General features: G+C 71.6%; 14 protein-coding genes, 1 pseudogene and 1 riboswitch. Of the genes and pseudogenes, 3 read left to right on the forward strand and 12 right to left on the reverse strand.

From position 1 onward, the window contains the following. The first annotated feature begins 2 nt into the window (after positions 1-2). Genes BC793_RS03940 through BC793_RS03950 form a run of 3 tightly spaced genes read left to right on the forward strand, consistent with a single transcriptional unit; the run spans position 3 to position 2,451 of the window. Positions 3-875 (forward strand): ABC transporter substrate-binding protein, encoded by an 873-nt coding sequence (locus BC793_RS03940; protein WP_109589279.1) that lies wholly within the window; start codon positions 3-5, stop codon positions 873-875. Next, positions 872-1,711, forward strand: a complete 840-nt coding sequence (locus tag BC793_RS03945; protein WP_109589281.1) for an amino acid ABC transporter permease — start codon at positions 872-874, stop codon at positions 1,709-1,711. Before BC793_RS03940 ends, BC793_RS03945 begins: the two co-directional genes overlap by 4 nt. Continuing rightward, the gene (locus BC793_RS03950) at positions 1,711-2,451 is read left to right on the forward strand and encodes an amino acid ABC transporter ATP-binding protein (protein WP_109589284.1); all 741 of its coding nucleotides are present in this window, start codon (positions 1,711-1,713) and stop codon (positions 2,449-2,451) included. Before BC793_RS03945 ends, BC793_RS03950 begins: the two co-directional genes overlap by 1 nt. Here BC793_RS03950 and BC793_RS49470 read toward each other — a convergent pair. The 12 genes and pseudogenes from BC793_RS49470 to def form a co-directional block, all read right to left on the reverse strand. Continuing rightward, on the reverse strand, positions 2,429-3,928 hold the full coding sequence (locus BC793_RS49470; protein ID WP_109589285.1) for a hypothetical protein: 1,500 nt from the start codon (positions 3,926-3,928) through the stop codon (positions 2,429-2,431). The genes BC793_RS03950 and BC793_RS49470 overlap by 23 nt on opposite strands. After that, entirely contained in the window at positions 3,921-4,763 is an 843-nt protein-coding gene (locus tag BC793_RS03960; protein WP_109589287.1) for a hypothetical protein, read from the reverse strand. The genes BC793_RS49470 and BC793_RS03960 overlap by 8 nt, the downstream gene beginning before the upstream one ends. 3 nt (positions 4,764-4,766) lie before the next feature. Then, complete coding sequence (locus BC793_RS03965; RefSeq protein WP_109589289.1) at positions 4,767-6,986, reverse strand: glycosyltransferase; 2,220 nt, start codon at positions 6,984-6,986, stop codon at positions 4,767-4,769. A 91-nt stretch (positions 6,987-7,077) separates the two neighbouring features. Next, a complete protein-coding gene (gene ribH / locus BC793_RS03970) occupies positions 7,078-7,554 on the reverse strand; it encodes a 6,7-dimethyl-8-ribityllumazine synthase (protein WP_109589291.1) in 477 nt (158 codons plus the stop codon). Positions 7,555-7,599: 45 nt separating this feature from the next. Then, on the reverse strand, positions 7,600-8,808 hold the full coding sequence (locus BC793_RS03975; protein WP_109589293.1) for a bifunctional 3,4-dihydroxy-2-butanone-4-phosphate synthase/GTP cyclohydrolase II: 1,209 nt from the start codon (positions 8,806-8,808) through the stop codon (positions 7,600-7,602). Then, entirely contained in the window at positions 8,801-9,400 is a 600-nt protein-coding gene (locus BC793_RS03980) for a riboflavin synthase (protein WP_109589295.1), read from the reverse strand. Before BC793_RS03980 ends, BC793_RS03975 begins: the two co-directional genes overlap by 8 nt. 74 nt (positions 9,401-9,474) lie before the next feature. Next, positions 9,475-10,524 (reverse strand): annotated as a pseudogene (gene ribD / locus BC793_RS03985) (bifunctional diaminohydroxyphosphoribosylaminopyrimidine deaminase/5-amino-6-(5-phosphoribosylamino)uracil reductase RibD); the annotation flags it as partial. Positions 10,525-10,656: 132 nt separating this feature from the next. Then, positions 10,657-10,830, reverse strand: a riboswitch (FMN riboswitch). 103 nt (positions 10,831-10,933) lie between these two features. After that, complete coding sequence (locus tag BC793_RS03990) at positions 10,934-11,932, reverse strand: GGDEF domain-containing response regulator (protein WP_109589297.1); 999 nt, start codon at positions 11,930-11,932, stop codon at positions 10,934-10,936. 152 nt (positions 11,933-12,084) lie between these two features. Further along, the gene (rpe, locus tag BC793_RS03995; RefSeq protein WP_109589299.1) at positions 12,085-12,756 is read right to left on the reverse strand and encodes a ribulose-phosphate 3-epimerase; all 672 of its coding nucleotides are present in this window, start codon (positions 12,754-12,756) and stop codon (positions 12,085-12,087) included. A 139-nt stretch (positions 12,757-12,895) separates the two neighbouring features. Beyond that, positions 12,896-14,365, reverse strand: coding sequence for an RsmB/NOP family class I SAM-dependent RNA methyltransferase (locus tag BC793_RS04000; RefSeq protein ID WP_109589301.1), 1,470 nt, complete (start codon positions 14,363-14,365; stop codon positions 12,896-12,898). A gap of 37 nt (positions 14,366-14,402) precedes the next feature. After that, positions 14,403-15,332 carry a methionyl-tRNA formyltransferase gene (gene fmt, locus BC793_RS04005; RefSeq protein ID WP_109589302.1) on the reverse strand — a complete coding sequence of 310 codons (930 nt, stop codon included), beginning with the start codon at positions 15,330-15,332 and terminating at the stop codon, positions 14,403-14,405. Positions 15,333-15,336: 4 nt separating this feature from the next. Beyond that, positions 15,337-15,909 carry a peptide deformylase gene (gene def, locus BC793_RS04010; RefSeq protein ID WP_109589304.1) on the reverse strand — a complete coding sequence of 191 codons (573 nt, stop codon included), beginning with the start codon at positions 15,907-15,909 and terminating at the stop codon, positions 15,337-15,339. Positions 15,910-16,360: the final 451 nt, after the last annotated feature.

Raw genomic sequence — 16,360 nt, forward strand, 5'->3', positions numbered from 1 at the left:
GCATGGTCAGCCGATTCACCCCCGTGGCCGTCGGTGGCGTAGCCCTGCTGCTCGCCGCCGTGACGGCATGTTCTCCCGCAGACGAAGACGAGACGACCACCACACCGTCGGCCGCCCCCGCCGCGACCTGTGAGCCGGCGTCACTGAAGACCCTGACCGCCGGCAAACTGACCGTCGGCACCGACACCCCGGCGTACGAGCCGTGGTTCACCGACAACAAGCCGGAGAACGGCAAGGGCTTCGAGTCCGCCGTCGCCTACCAGCTCGCCCAGCGCCTTGGATACCAGCAGTCCGACGTGGTCTGGACGACTGTCGGGTTCAACAACGCGATCGCGCCCGGCCCGAAGACGTTCGACATCGACGTCAACCAGTTCTCCATCACCGACGAGCGCAAGCAGGCGGTGGACTTCTCGTCGCCGTACTACCTGGTGCGCCAGACCGTGATCACCACCAAGGGCTCGAAGATCGCCGGTGCGAAGTCGCTGGCCGACCTCCGGGACGCCAAGCTCGGCGCCCAGGTCGGGACCACCAGCTACCAGGCCATCACCGACGTCATCAAGCCGGCCGGGCAGCCGCAGGTGTTCAACAACAACGACGACGCCAAGAAGGCGCTGGAGAACGGCACCGTCGACGGCATCGTGGTGGACCTGCCGACGGCGTTCTACATGACCGGCGCGGAGCTGGAGAACGGCGTCATCGTCGGCCAGGTCGGCCAGGTCGGTGTGCCGGAGCAGTTCGGCATCGTGCTCGACAAGGGCTCGCCGCTGACCGGTTGCGTCAGCAGGGCGGTCGACCAGCTCCGCCAGGACGGCACCCTCGCCGTGCTGGAGAAGACGTGGCTCGCCGACAGCGCCGGGGCCCCCGAGCTCCGGTGACGTACCAGCCGAGCATCAGGCAACAGGAACGGATCGCCTACCGTCGCGGACGGGCGGTCCGTTCCGTTCTGCTGGCCGCCGCATCGACGGCCGTCGTCGGCGTCGGGCTGGCCGTGGGCATCACCGGCGCGCCCGGCTGGGAGCGGGTCAAGGAGTCCTTCTTCGACCTGGACACCGCCCAGAAGTACCTTCCGCAGATCCTGGAGGGGCTCTGGCTCAACCTGAAGCTGCTGGTGGTCTGCGCGACCCTGGCACTGGCGCTCGGCCTGCTCGTCGCGGTGCTGCGGACCCTGCGCGGCCCGGTCTTCTTCCCGGTACGCGCTCTGGCCACCGGATACACGTACTCGTTCCGCGGCCTGCCGCTGATCATCGTGCTCTACCTGTTCGCGTTCGGCATCCCGGGCCTGCGGCTCAAGGGCACACCGGACGTGCTGGTGCTCGGTGCCGCGGCGATCATCGTGACGTACGGCGCCTACCTGGCCGAGGTGTTCCGGGCCGGCATCGAGTCGGTGCACCCGAGCCAGATCGCGGCGGCCCGGTCGCTGGGCCTGAGCTACCGGCAGGCGATGCGCCACGTGGTGCTGCCGCAGGCGGTCCGCCGGGTCGCCCCGCCGCTGCTCAACGACACGGTGGCACTCCAGAAGGACGTCGGCCTGATCTCCCTGGCCGGGCCGATCGACGCCATCCGGGCCGCCCAGATCGGGGTGGCCCAGGACGCCGACTTCACCCCGTACATCGTCGCCGGGGTTCTGTTCGTCCTGCTCGCCCTGCCGCTGATCGCCGTCACCGACTGGGTGACGCTGCGGGCGGCCCGCCGCCAGAACGCGGGGACCTAGTGCTGCTGGAATGCAGGGACGTCCGCAAGGTCTTCGGTGGCCACGCCGTCCTCGACGGGCTCACCCTGGACGTGGCCGAGCACGAGGTGGTGGCGCTGATCGGCGCGTCCGGCTCGGGCAAGTCGACGCTGCTGCGCTGCGTCAACCTGCTCGCCGAGATCGACGACGGCACGATCCACCTGGACGGCGAGGAGATCACCGATCCACGGGCCGACCCCGATCTGGTGCGCCGGCGGATCGGGCTGGTCTTCCAGTCGTACAACCTGTTCCCGCACATGACGGTGCTGGACAACATCACGCTGGCGCCGGTCCGCGTACACGGGCGGCCGGTGGAGGAGGCCCGGGAGCAGGCACGGCAATGGCTGGACCGGGTCGGCCTGGCGGAGAAGTCGGGTGCCTACCCGGACCGGCTCTCCGGCGGCCAGCAGCAACGGGTCGCCATCGTCCGCGCCCTGGTCAACAACCCGCGCCTGCTGCTGCTCGACGAGGTCACCTCGGCGCTCGACCCGGAACTGGTCGGCGAGGTGCTGTCGATGATCCGCGAACTCAAGGGCGAGGGCATGACGATGGTGCTGGCCACCCACGAGATGGGTTTCGCCAGGCAGGTCGCCGACCGGGTCGCCTTCCTGGACGCCGGCCGGGTCCTCGAACAGGGGCCACCGGAGCAGGTGCTCGGTGACCCCGTCGAGGCGCGGACACGTCAGTTCCTGACCCGGATCATCGACGCAGGAAGGCTCTAGCCCGCCGTTTCAAGGCTCCAGCCAGGCGTTTCGGGTCACGCAGCCGGGCCACCCGGCCGGCGAGCTGCGCGGCCCGGACGGCACGCCCGCCGCGTAGCCGCCGCATCTCGTCGCGCATGGTCCGCAGCTGCTGCTCCCGGGTGCGCAACTGCTGGTCCCGGAACCGCATCGTGCGTTCCAGGCCGAAGATGTGCCCGGCCTGCTCCTTGGCGGTGACCCGGGCGGCCTCCGCGTCGGCGAGGACGCTGAGCAGGTCGGGCCGCGACTCGGTGCCGGCGATCTCCCGGCCCCGGGCGAGCATCTCCGGAGTGGCCTCCACCCCGGACATCGCCAGCCACATGGTGACCAGGTCGTCGCCGTCGGCCATCCACGGCGGCCACGGGTGCCGGCGGTGGCCGCCGACCAGGCGGTCCCGGAAGCGGATCCAGGCGGCGGCCAGCGGGATCTCGGGCCCGGGCAGCGCGACGCCGTCGTGGACCCGGTCGAAGAAGGCGCCGTCGCGCAGCCGCGCGGCACAGGCCCGGAACCCGGGCACGTCCTCGGCCGCGGCCAGCCGGAACAGCTCGGTCTCGGCCGACTCGGTGTCCGGCACGAGGCGGTCACCGAAACGCCAGCCGTCCGCGGTGAGGTCCGCTACCCCGGACGGGGTGTAGGCGGTGTGCACCGGCCCGCCGTCGCCGAGGACGACGAGCCATCCGGGCGCGACGGCGTCCAGCATCCCGGCCCGTGCCGCGGCTTCGGCGGCGCCGGTCACCGGCGCGAGCAGGGGCGTTCCCCCGGCCACCGCCGCGAGTCCGGCGAGGGCGATCCCGGCGCCCGGCAACCCCGGTGCGGTACGGGCCAGAGCATCCGACTCCACCAGGGTGTGCACCCGTCCCGCCGAGCCGAACAGCGCGTACCGCCGCCCCGCCGTACCGAGCACGTCCTCGATCTGCGCCGGCGAGGAGGGCCGTCGCGGGTCGTCGCGCAGCGGCCGCCACTCGTCGTCGCCGTGGCGTTCCTTCACCGGCCGCCGGTCCAGCAACGCGGTGATCGAGAACCCGTTCTCCACCCCGATCACCACGAGCGCACCCGGGGCGGCCAGCCCGCGCAGCAGGCCGGCCCGCTCCGGCCAGTCCAGCGCCGGCGAGTCCGTGCCGAGCAGCCGGTCCAGGCCGTCGGCGGCGACCACCACGTCATAGGGCCCGGGCCGCTGACCGGCCAGCCCGTCGAGGGCGCCGGCCACCACGGTGTGCCCGCTGGCCCGCAGGTCCTCGGCGTCGCTGACCGAGCGGCGCAGCACCGTCACGTCGGCACTGCGGCCCGCCAGGACGTCCAGGACGCCGGTGTCGTGCGGCCCGGCCAGCAGCACCCGCCCCACGGAGGCCGGCAGCAGGTCGGCGAGGAAGGCGGCGAGAACCGGCCCACCGGCCGGGTCGGCGTCGGTCCACGGCTGGATCTCGCCCCGGACGACGGGTGGCAGCTTGGTCTCAGTCACGGTGGTTCCAATCAAAGAGCATGCGCATCTCCTCCGGCGGCATCAGGTGGCGCCGGCCCAGTTCGACGTCGGTGGTGGCGCGGGCGGCCGCCAGGTCGATCTCCTTGCCGAGCATCTCCGGCCACAGGCGGGCGATCCGGGCCTGTCCACCGAAGAGCGGGTCGTCGCCCTCCAGCGACATCGGGTCGCCGTAGACGGCCGGTTCGCAGCCGGCCGCGACCCCGAAGAAGACGGCGGTGCTGAGCCGGTTCGCGGCGACCCGCCGGAAGCGGCGGAACGTCTCCAGCTGCTTGTAGAGGAAGCGGCGGTCGGTGCCCTCGTAGTTCCAGCCGCGTTTGCCGAAACAGATCACGTCGAAGCCGGCCTTCTCGTAGGCACGGCGGACCTCGCGCCGTTCGAACTCGGTGTAATACAGGCTGATGGTGACCGGCTCGGTCTCGGTCTCCTTGATCTCGCTGATCAGCCGGGCGTGATCACCCTCGATCTTCCCGCCCCGGCCGCCACCCTCCCAGCCGTGGAAGAGGAACCACAGCGTGCCGCGGCGTTCGTCCTCGGGCACCGCCCCGAGCGTGGGCTCCAGCTCGGCGAGGTAGAGGAACGGCGCGCCCACCACGTGATAGTTGCGGCGCCCCAGCGAGTGACCACGCCGCCGGGGCGCGTCGCTCCACGTGTAACGCCAGGCCCCGTCGAAGAACTCGTGCACCGGGTTCCAGCCGCAGCCGACGTTCCACCCGTGCTGGAGGTAGCCGCGGATCCGGGGCGGGTGCTCGTCGTCCAGTCCGCACCAGCGGGCCAGGATGTGCGTCTGCCCGTAGTAGTGGTTGTGGTGATGCATGGATCAGTTCGTCTCCAGGTGCAGGGTTCCGGCCCGCGCGTAGAGCCGGTACCGGTCGAGGGCGCGCGGCAGGCCGGTCAGCGCGAACGACTCGGCCTGGACGGCGTGATCGGCGGCGAACAGCGTCCAGTCGGCGTCCTGCGCCGGGCCCAGATCGTCGAGGTTCACCCGCGCCGACCAGCGGTCGCCGTCGAGGGTGACCCGGCAGACGGCGTCGACCGCGTCGTCGGAGTTCGGCAGGAACCGCCGCCACACGATCCGTCCGTAGTCCACACCCGCCCAACGGGGCCCCTCGACCGTCACCGACCGGTCACCCGCGTGGATGCGGGCCGCCGTGACCCGGGCCGGCATCTCGATCAGGTTCAGGTACTGCCCGGGCGAACGGGCCACGGTCAGCAGCCGGTCGCCCTGCTGCGCACTGACCGCGGTACTCAGGCCGGTCACCAGGATCAGCGCGTCACCGATCTTCGGAATCAGCACGGTCCGGTCCAGGAACGGGTCGTCCGGGCTGGTCGCGTCGACCACCTCGGCCACCGGGACACGGACGGTGAAGACACCGCCGGGCCCGGTCTCCAGCGGCGCCCGCAGCTCCCGGGCGGCCCGGGCGAGCACCAGCTCGGAGCCCGTGGCGCCGGACGGCAGCCGCCCGGTCAGCACCAGCACGTCACCGTCGGTGGCGGCCGCGGTCAGCTCCGGCTCGCCGCGCATCCGGCGCAGCAGCAGCCGGCCGTCGGAGGCCTTGGCCGGCTGGAACCAGTCGTCGCCGATCCGGTCGCCGACCGGGTACTGCATCTGCATCAGCAGCAGGCTCCGGCGCCGGACCGGGCCACTGCGCATCGTCGCGATCAGGCGTACGGCCTCCCGTTTCGCCGGCATCGCGGCGAGCGCCTCGCGGGGCACCCGCGCCGTGAACCCGATGAGCCGCCGCTGCCCCGCCGAGTCGGTCAGCAGGTGCCGTTGCACGGTGAGCGGCGTCTCCCGCAGGCCGGCGAGCAGCGCGATCCGCAGCGTGGAGTCCTCGACGGCCGGCAGGTGGTCGATCGCCGCCGTACCGGTGACCACCAGGGCGTCGGGTTCCCAGACCAGCTCGGTGGCGGCGGCCCGCAGGGTGAGGTCGCGGCGCGACAGCCGGTGCAGGTCGGCCGGGGTGCCGGGGGTGTCCGGCAGGCCCAGGGCCCGGTAGCGCCACGGCAGCACCGGGTGCCGTTCGGCCGGCGCCCGCGCGGGACGGCCGCCGTCGGCCCGGTACCGGGCGATCCGCTGGAGCAGCTCCACGTCGCCGGACTGGAGACCGTGGTACTCCAGCCGCTCGATCGCCGACGAGCCCACGAGCGCCTCCGGGTCGAGGCGCCCGGTGAGCCGGCGGCCCAGGGCGAGGACCGCCTCCAGCTCGTGCTCGGGGGCCGACCCGAAGGCCTGGACCACCGTGGCGAGATCGATCATCGCCAGATGGCGGTGCACCTTCCAGCGCAGCTCGGGGGCCCGCCGGTCGACCATGTCCAGGATCATCCCGGCCGACCGGACCCGGTCCTCCAGGTTGCCGAACTGGAACTTGAGCTGGGTGACCGACTCGCCGGACTCCCGCTCGCGCCAGTAGTAGGTCGGGGCCGCCAGACAGTCCACGGTGACCGCGTCCAGGTGCGCCTTGAGCGCCACCGGCCAGTCCTCGTAGCGCATCGCCGGGAACTCGTAGCCGAACTGGTCCCAGAAGGTGCGGCGGTACACCTTGTTCCAGACCATCCGGTCGATCGCCAGATCCGGCCACTCCAGGACGTGGGTGGCCGGGCGGTCGGCACCGTAGGCGATCCGGTGCACGTACGACTGCCGTACCCCGGAGGTGTTGTTGAACCGCCGGGCGTTGCCGCCGGCTAGCGACGACGAGGTCCGGTCCAGCGAGCCGACCAGCAGTTCGTACGCGTGCCGCGGCACCAGGTCGTCGCTGTCGACGAACGTCAGGTACTCGCCGCGGGCCCGCTGGATGCCGGCGTTGCGGGCCGGGCCCATCCCGCGGTTCTCCTGGCTGATCAGCTGGAACCGGGAGTCGCGTTCGCACCACTCGCGGGCGATCGCGGCGCTGCCGTCCCGGGAGCCGTCGTCGACCAGGACCACCTCGAAGTCCCGGAACGTCTGCCGGGCCAGCGAGTCCAGACACGGGCCGAAGTAACGCTCGACGTCGTAGAAGGGCACGACGATGCTGAGCCGGGGGATCACCGCTGTAAACACCAGTTCCGGAATAGGCGACGGACCGGGCGAGCATCCCGGCGCCGTTCGCCTAATCCGCGAACTACGGGTGTCCGGAGGGTGAAGACCCTCCCTACTGCTTGGAGACCTCGCGAATGGCGAGCGCCGCGTCGAGCACGGCGACCGTGCTCTGCCAGCCCTTGTCCTCGATCGAGTCCTCCAGGCCGGCCCGGTCCCGGGCCTGCCCGAGGCTGTGCACGGTGAGCACGCCGTGCGCGACCGGGGTGCCCTCGTCCAGCGCCACCCGGGTCAGACCGGTCGTCACGGCGTCGCACACGTACTCGAAGTGCTGGGTCTCGCCCTTGATCACCACACCCAGGGCGACCACCGCGTCGACCCGGCGGGCCAGCGCCTGGGCCACCACCGGCAGCTCCACCGAGCCGGCGACCCGGGTGGTGATCACCTCCGTCACGCCACACGCCTCGGCAGCGGCCACCGCCCTGGCGATCATGTGTTCCACCAGGTCGTTGTGCCACCGCGAGCCGACGATGCCGAGCCGGAGCCCGGCCGCGTCGACAGTCTGCATGTGCGGATCACCGAAGCCGGCCATGAGTGTCCCCCTTCATCGTCATTGTTGCCCCGATCGGGGACTGGGTCAGGCCAACTCCGCGAACAGGTGGCCCATCCGGTCCCGCTTGGTGCGCAGGTACCGGACGTTCTCCGGGTGCAGGCGGACGGGCAGTTCCTCGCGGCCGGTCACGCGTAGGCCGTACCCCTCGAGGCCTGCTCTCTTCGCGGGGTTGTTGGTGAGCAGGCGCATCGAGCGGATGCCGAGGTCGGCGAGGATCTGCGCCCCGGTGCCGTAGTCGCGGGCGTCAGCCGGCAGGCCCAGCTCCAGGTTGGCGTCGACCGTGTCGAAACCGCGGTCCTGGAGCTGGTAGGCCTGGAGCTTGTGCAGCAGGCCGATGCCGCGGCCCTCGTGACCGCGCATGTAGAGGACCACGCCCCGCCCGGCCGTGGCCACCCGCTCCAGGGCGGCGTCCAGCTGCGGCCCGCAGTCGCAGCGCCGGGAGCCGAAGACGTCGCCGGTGAGGCACTCGGAGTGCACCCGGACCAGCACGTCCTCGCCGTCGCCGAGGTCACCGAAGACCAGCGCCACGTGCTCGCCGTCGTCGGCGGCGGTCCGGTAGCCGACCGCGGTGAAGACGCCGTGCTCGGTCGGCAGGACCGTCTCGACGACCCGCTCGACCTGGCTGCCCTCCCGGTGCCGCAGGTAGGCGATCAGCTCCTCGATGGTGATCAGGGCGAGGTCGTGCTCGGCGGCGAACTTCTCCAGGTCGGGCCGGCGCTGCATGGTGCCGTCGTCGTTGACCATCTCGCAGAGCACCCCGGCGGGGCGGCACCCGGCCAGCACCGCCAGGTCGATGGAGGCCTCGGTGTGACCCGGGCGCCGCAGGACGCCGCCCAGCTTGGCGCGCAGCGGCACGACGTGGCCGGGCCGGTTGAAGTCGGTGGGCTCACTGTCGGCGGCGGCCAGCAGCCGGATGGTGTGCGCCCGGTCGGCAGCCGAGATGCCGGTGCTGACACCGTGCCTGGCGTCGACCGTCACCGCGTACGCCGTCCCCCGCGCGTCCTGGTTGGTGTGGAACATCGGGGGCAGATCCAGCCGGTCCGCCTCGCTCTCGGGGAGCGGCACGCAGATGTAACCGGATGTGTAGCGGACCATGAAGGCGACGAGTTCCGGGGTGGCGTGCTCGGCCGCGAAGATGAGGTCACCCTCGTTCTCCCGGCTCTCGTCGTCCACCACGATCACCGCCTTGCCGGCCGCTATGTCCGCGATCGCGCGCTCGATGGTCTCAAACATTGCGGGCCCCCAGCATCTTCTCCACGTACTTGGCGATCACGTCGACCTCGAGGTTGACCGGATCTCCGATGGCCTTGCTGCCCAGCACGGTCAGCTTCGAGGTGGCCGGGATCATCCCGACTGCGAAGCTGTCCGCGTCGACCGCCATGACGGTCAGCGACACGCCGTCGACGGTGATCGACCCCTTCTCCACCACGTACTTCGCCAGCTCGGGTGGGAGCGAGAAACGCACCACCTCCCACTGGTCGGCGGGCTCGCGGGCGATGATCCGCGCCACCCCGTCGACGTGGCCCTGCACCAGATGACCGCCGAGGCGGCTGCCGAGAGCGGCGGCCCGCTCCAGGTTCACGTTGCTCCCGGTCCGCAGAGCACCGAGCGACGTACGCCGGAGCGTCTCGCCCATCACGTCGGCGGTGAACACCCCGTCGACGTTGTCGATCACGGTGAGGCAGCAGCCGTTGACCGAGATCGAGTCGCCGTGCCGGGCGTCCGAGGTGACCAGCGGACCGCGTACGGCGATCACCGCGGAGTCCTCGGCGCCCTCGGTCAGGCGGATGATCTCGCCCAGTTCCTCGACGATTCCGGTGAACATCTTCAGAAACCTTCTTCCGAATTACGGGTGGAGGATGAGGCGGGGGGAAGGTTCTCGGCCGCGGGGTTGCGGTTCTCCTTCTGCCGCAGGTTCGCGGTGAAACGCAGATCGCCACCGATCTGCGTGATGTCGGTGAAGTCGAGTTCGACGGCGTCGGCGATGGTGCCGATGCCGGCGCCGGCCAGGGCGGCGCGCCCGTCGCCGAGCAGTTTCGGCGCCACGTAACCGACCACCCGGTCGATCAGCCCGGCCGCCAGGAAACCGCCGGCCAGCGTCGGGCCACCCTCCAGCAGGACGTTGCGCACCCCCTTGGCGAACAACGCGATGAGCAGCGCGTGCAGGTCGACGTGGCCGTCCGGCCCGGCGCCGGCGGCGGCCGTCGTGACGATCCAGGTGGGTGCGGCCGCGTCACGGACCCGGGCATTCGCGGGGGTACGCCCGGACGAGTCCACCACCACGCGCAGAGGCTGCTTGATCGCCAGCGTGCCGTCCCGCAGATCACGAACGGTCAGCTGCGGATCGTCGGCGACCACCGTGCCGACGCCGGCCACGATCGCGTCGACGGTGCTGCGCAGCACGTGCACGTCGGCCCGGGACTCGGCCGCGGAGATCCACTGGCTGGTGCCGTCCGCCGCGGCCGACCGCCCGTCCAGCGTCGCCGCGAACTTCCACGTCACGAAGGGCCGGCCCCGGCGCACCGCGGTCAGCCAGGCGATGTTGCCGACCTCCGCCGCCTCGCGCCGCACCCCGGTGACCACCTCGATACCGGCCGCCCGCAGCGTCGCCGCGCCCCCGGCCGCCACCGGCGTCGGGTCGTCCACGGCGATCACCACGCGCCGCACCCCGGCGTTGATCAGGGCCTCCGAACACGGACCGGTACGCCCGGTGTGGTTGCACGGCTCCAGCGTCACCACACAGGTCCCGCCGCGGGCCAGCTCCCCCGCCTGGGCGAGGGCCACGATCTCGGCGTGCGGGCCGCCGGCATACGCGTGGAAGCCCTCGCCGACGACGTCGCCGGCGGGACCGAGCAGGAGGCAGCCGACCACCGGATTGGGACTGGTCGTGCCGAGGCCCCGGGCGGCCAGCGCGACAGCGCGGCGCATCGCCTCGTCCTCGGTCACCATCCGGTGTTTCCTCTCACGCGGTGCGGTCACGCGCTGGAGAGGGGGAGTTATCGCCAGGAATCGGACTTCAAGGGTACGCTTCGCGCACCCCGGCCGGATCGTGCCACTGAAGGCACGACCCGTTCCGATCCCGCGCGCTGTCTCCCATCCGGACTGTCTGATCGGCTTCCCAGCCGGTCAACCGTCGGCCCTGGAGTCTCACCAGGTCCACCGTCTGCCTTGGTAGGCAGCCGGGTCGCGGGCTTACCGTCGCTCTCGCGTCGGATCACCGCCGGTTCGGAATTTCACCGAGTCCCGCCAGCGCGTGGTGGGTCACCCCCGAGTCTTGCACTACTTCGAGAATTTGCCACCCACCTGGCGACCTACCTCACATCCGCCGCCGGCATTCCCACTTACCCACTGGGATTTGTCACTCGACTTCGCTGCGCCGACGGTCGATCGCCACATACGATCCGGGCTGCGACTTCGCGACCTTCTTCATCTCCGAGGCCACCGCGATCACCACCCGCGGATCGGTGAACCGCCGCCCGTCCTCGGTCGCCTGCGCCACCCCGATCGAGAGCGTGACCAGAGCCGCCTTCTGCTTGTTGCCGCGCCGGTCCGGGACCTCGATGTAGCCGCGCTGCGCGTCGCCCGGCTCATACAGCCGGTCCGCCGCCGTCTCGAAATCGGTCACGGTCCGCTGGGTCAGCGGCAGCACCTGATCGGGATGGCAGATGAACACGAAGTCGTCGCCGCCGATGTGGCCCAGGAAGATGGACGGCTTACCGGTCTGCGAGGCCGCCCGCTGCAGGCTCCGGGCCAGGGCGATGATGAACTCGTCGCCGCGGTCGAACCCGTACACGTCGTTGACGCTCTTGAACCGGTCGACGTCGATGTAGCCGACCGAGTAGTCGTCGCCGCCCCGCATCCGCTCGCTGATCTCCCGCCGCACCCGGGCGTTGCCGGGCAGACCGGTCAGCGGCGACACCTCACGGGCGTCCTTGTGCCGGCGCAGCGTGTTGGTGACCCGCGCGATCAGCTCCTCCAGATCGAAGGGCTTGACCAGGTAGTCGTCGGCGCCCGCCTGCAACCCGTGCACCTTGTCGCCGGTCAGGCCCATCGCGGTCAGCATGATCACCGGAAGGGCCGAGGTGAGCGGCTCGGCCCGGAGCTGGCGAATCAGCTCGACCCCGTCCATCCCCGGCATCATCCAGTCGATCACCGCGAGATCCGGCCGGTGCGTCTCCATCAGGTCGAGCGCCTCCTGGCCGTCCCGGGCCCGGATCACCTCGAAACCCCGCAGCTTCAGGTTGAACTCGACGAACCCGGCGATGTCCTGGTCGTCGTCGACCACCAGGATCAGGCTCGGGCCCTCATCCGGGTTCAGCTCGGGATCGATCTCGGGAAGCGGCTCGGCCGCGCTCATCGCGCCACCTCCGCCGCGCTCCGGCGTCGCCTGACAGTGCCGGCCGATTCGCTCGCGAGCTCGCTCATTGCACCTTCCTGCCAGCACCGGGCGTACCGCTCGATAATGGTCGGTGAACCGGCCTCACGCCAGTCCCTTCGGGGCCACAGCTCTCATGCCCCGCCCATGCGGGCCGCCGCGAGCGCCCGGAGGTTGCGGATCGCCTCGGCCGGGTCGGCGGCGCCGTAGACGGCCGTGCCCGCCACGAACGCGTCGGCACCCGCCTCGGCGGCCTGCTCGATGGTGTCGGCCGCGATGCCGCCGTCCACCTCGATGCGGATCTCCAGGTCGTTGATCTGCGCACGGCGCCGCACGTCACGCACCTTGTCCAGCATCTCCGGCATGAACGCCTGCCCACCGAAACCCGCCTTGATCGTCATGATCAGGATGGTGTCGAGGTACGGCAGCAACTCCAGATACGGCTCCACCGGGGTGTCCCGGTCGATCGCCAGCCCGGCCTTGGACCCGGCCGCCCGCAACGTCTTCGCCAGCGCCACCGGGTCTTCACACGCCTCCGCGTGGAAGGTCACGTTGTAGGCGCCCGCCTCCGCATAGGCCGGTGCCCACCGCTGCGGATCGGTGATCATCAGGTGCACGTCGAACGGGATGCTCGTCGCCTTGCGCAGGCTCTGCACCACCGGCAGGCCGATCGTCAGGTTGGGGACGAAATGGTTGTCCATCACGTCCACGTGCGCCCAGTCGGCCGCACCCTCGATCGCCTGCACCTCCTCCGCCAGACGGGAGAAGTCGGAGGCGAGGATGCTCGGCGCGATGATGGGTTCCACGCGACGAAGTCTACGGTCCGGCGATGCGGAAAGGCCGGGCCATCCCGGCCCGGCCTTCCATCTCAGCTCGTACGGCGGACGACCGCCCTCACCCCGCCGGCCGGCCACCCTTCACGTCAGCCGGCCCGGCGGAGAACCGTCAGCTGGTGCGGCGGAGGACCGCCAGGAACATCGCGTCCGTCCCGTGGCGGTGCGGCCACAGCTGCACCGTCGGGCCCGCGCCCAGCCCCGGCATACCCGGCGGCAGCAGCGGCCGGGCATCCACGAAGTCGACCTCGACGCCGCTGCGCCGGGCCCCCTCGCTCACCGTCACCTGGGTCTCCACCATGTGCGGCGAACACGTCACATACGCCACCACACCGCCCGGCCGGACCGCCCGCAGCGCCGCCACCAGCAGCTCACGCTGCAGACGGGTCAGCGGCGGCAGATCGGCCGGCTGACGGCGCCAGCGCGACTCCGGCCGGCGCCGCAACGACCCCAGCCCCGTGCACGGCGCGTCGACCAGCACCCGGTCGAACCCCTCCTCCGGCAGATCCGGGTCACGGCCCACCGACCGGCCGTCCATCGGCAGCACCGTCACCGGCATGCCCTCGGTGGCGATGTCCACCAGCCGGGCGCGGTGCTCGGCCACCTCGACCGCCGTCACCTCCGCGCCCCGGCCGGCCGCGATCGCGCCCATCAGGCCGGTCTTGCCACCCGGGCCGGCGCACAGGTCCAGCCAGCGGGTGTCCCGCCCCTCGATCGGGGCGGCCAGCAGCGCCGCCGCCACCAGCTGCGAACCCTCGTCCTGCACGTGGGCGCGACCCTCCCGGATGGCGGCCATGTTCCGCGGCGCGCCCCCGTTCAGATACACCGCGTACGGCGAGAACGCGCCCGGCACCCCGTCCACCTCGTCGGCCAGGTCGACCGCGTCGACCCGTCCGGGGCGCGCACACAGGTGCACCGCCGGCGGCTGGTTGTCCTCGATCAGCAGCCGTGCCGTCTCCTCCAGGTCACCGCCGAGCGCCTCGGCGAACGACCGGATCACCCACTGCGGGTGGTGGTGGATCACCGACAGGTGGGCCACCGGATCGTCCTGGTACGCCGGGGAGACCCGCTCCAGCCACGCCTCCAGAGGCGTCTCGGACACCGTGCGCATCACCGCGTTGGCGAACCCGGACGCGCCCGGCGCCACCGACCGCACCAGGTCGACCGTCTGGTTCACCGCGGCGTGCGACGGCACCCGGGTGTAGAGCAGCTGGTAGACACCGAGCCGCAACGCGTCCCGCGCCGGCGGGTCGATCCGGGAGACCTCACGGTCGGCGGCCGACGCGATGATCAGGTCCAGGGTGCCGACGGCCCTCAGCGTCCCGTACGTCAACTCGGTCGCGAACGCGGCGTCCCGCCCGTGCAGGCCCATCCCGCTGAGGATGTCGGCGAGCACCAGGTTCGCGTACGCGTCGTCGCGGTGCACGGCCGCCACCGCTTCGTACGCCGCCTGCCGTGCCGGATCCGATGGTGGCCGGCCGGCCCGCGGCGCCCGGCCGCTGCGCTCGTCCCGCGGGTGGCCCGGGCCACTCGGCCGGCTCGGCCGTCCGCCGTGGGGGCGCGGCGCCCTGTGTTCCGTCACGCTTGCGTCCTGCTCTCTGAAGTCCCGAACTCTGTGTTCATGCCAGCTTCTCCCCTGCTTCGATCCGCATGCCCCGCGCCCAATCGGTGGCGGACATCGGCTTCTTGCCGGCTGCCCGCACCTCGCCCAGGATCACCGGCGTCGTTGCCGTCCCTGCCAGCACCTGCTTACGCTCCACCAGAAGCTCCCCCGGGCGCAATCCGGCCGGCCCGTTCGCGATCGGCCGTACCGGGCCCAGCTTCAGCCGCTCGTCGCGCAGCGTCGTCCACGCACCCGGCGCCGGGGTGCACGCGCGGATCCGCCGGTCCACCGCGAACGACGGGTCGTCCCAGCGGATCCGGGCGTCCTCGGCCGACAGCTTCGGCGCGAACGTCACCCCGTCGTGCGGCTGCGGATGCGCCCGTGCGGTGCCCGCCTCGATCGCGTCCAGCACCGCCACCAGCAGGCCCGCCCCGTCCACCGCCAGCCGCTCCAGCAAGTGACCCGACGTGTCGGTGAACCGGATCTGCTCGGTCAGCGTGCCGTAGACCGGGCCGGTGTCCAGCCCCGCCTCCAGCTCGAACACGCTCGCCCCGGTCACCTCGTCGCCGTGCAGCACCGCATGCTGCACCGGCGCGGCTCCCCGCCAGGCGGGGAGCAGGGAGAAGTGCAGGTTCACCCAGCCGTGCTTCGGGATCTCCAGCGCCGTCGGGGGGACCAGCGCGCCGTACGCCACCACGGGCACACAGTCCGGCGCCAGCTCCCGCAGCCGGCCCTGGAACTCCGGGTCCCGCGGTTTCTCGGGAGTCAGCACCTCGATGCCGCGCTCGTCGGCCCACTCCCCCACGGGCGACCGGACCAGGCGGCGGCCCCGGCCCGCCGGAGCGTCCGGGCGGGTCACCACGGCCACCAGCTCATGACCGGAGGCGGCGATCGCGTCCAGGCTCGGCACGGCGACGGCCGGGGTGCCGGCGAAGATCAGGCGCATCGGATCACCGGCCCGGACTGAAGAGACCCGACCCGAAGACACTCCGGCCGTGCGGGCTCTCCTTGATCGTCGGGGGCTTACCCGCGTCATACCACTCCGCGGACCGGATCTGCTTCATCGCGTCCTTACGGGACGCGGTGTCCAGCCGGTCCAGGAAGAGCACCCCGTCGAGGTGGTCGGTCTCGTGCTGCACGCAGCGGGCCATCAGACCGGTGCCGACCAGCTGAACCGGGTCGCCGAACTCGTTGAACCCGTTGGCCACCACGTTCTGCCGGCGTTTCGTGTCGATGTAGATGCCCGGGATGGAGAGGCAGCCCTCCGGCCCGTCCTGCTCCTCCTCGTCGGGGAAGGACAGCACCGGATTGACGATGTGCCCGACCACGTCATCCACGTCGAAGGTGAACACCCGAAGACCGACACCGAGCTGCGGGGCGGCCAGACCGGCACCACCCTCGTCCTGCATCGTCTCGATCAGATCCTTCACCAGCTTGCGCAGTTCCTTGTCGAAATCCACGACGGGGTCGGCCGGCGTACGCAGCACCGGATCACCGAAGAGACGGATGGGCTGAACGGTCACGCGGAGAGACTCCTGACTCTGGTGGGCAGCACCTGACCAGTCTACGGAGTGACGCGCGCAACGCCGTGGGTGACAGCAGCCAAGCGGCCCCCTCCCCACCAAGGACATCGACCACCGGCACCGCGCCGGCCTGCTCCCCGCGCACCCCGGCACCCCCCGATCTCCCCGGCTGGCTCCCACCGCTGTCTCACAGGCCTCGAAACAGCGCTGGGGACCAGCCGGGAAGATCCAGCTGGCTGCCACCGCTGTCTCAGTGAGGCTGAGACAGCGGTGAGGACCAGCCGGGCGTGTGCCCGTTGCCGGGCTGTCCTGACCAGCAAATACGGAAGCGGACGAAGAGAACGGCACGCGAAAAAGCGGAACAAGCGGAACCGGTCAGACGGAAGCGCCGGCTGGAACCAGTGGAGCGGGAGCAGCTGGAAGCGCCCGAGCGGGATGGGCGGGCGGGTGG

This window comes from Actinoplanes xinjiangensis, from assembly GCF_003148685.1.
GTDB classification, from domain to species: Bacteria; Actinomycetota; Actinomycetes; order Mycobacteriales; family Micromonosporaceae; genus Actinoplanes; species Actinoplanes xinjiangensis.

What these genes read in the sequence shown, in the direction of transcription:
- BC793_RS03940 (WP_109589279.1), top strand. Translation starts at nt 3, where the DNA reads ATGGTCAGCCGATTCACCCCCGTGGCCGTCGGTGGCGTAGCCCTGCTG.
- BC793_RS03960 (WP_109589287.1), bottom strand. Translation starts at nt 4,763, where the DNA reads ATGCATCACCACAACCACTACTACGGGCAGACGCACATCCTGGCCCGC.
- ribH (WP_109589291.1), bottom strand. Translation starts at nt 7,554, where the DNA reads ATGGCCGGCTTCGGTGATCCGCACATGCAGACTGTCGACGCGGCCGGG.
- BC793_RS03975 (WP_109589293.1), bottom strand. Translation starts at nt 8,808, where the DNA reads ATGTTTGAGACCATCGAGCGCGCGATCGCGGACATAGCGGCCGGCAAG.
- BC793_RS03980 (WP_109589295.1), bottom strand. Translation starts at nt 9,400, where the DNA reads ATGTTCACCGGAATCGTCGAGGAACTGGGCGAGATCATCCGCCTGACC.
- BC793_RS03990 (WP_109589297.1), bottom strand. Translation starts at nt 11,932, where the DNA reads ATGAGCGCGGCCGAGCCGCTTCCCGAGATCGATCCCGAGCTGAACCCG.
- fmt (WP_109589302.1), bottom strand. Translation starts at nt 15,332, where the DNA reads ATGCGCCTGATCTTCGCCGGCACCCCGGCCGTCGCCGTGCCGAGCCTG.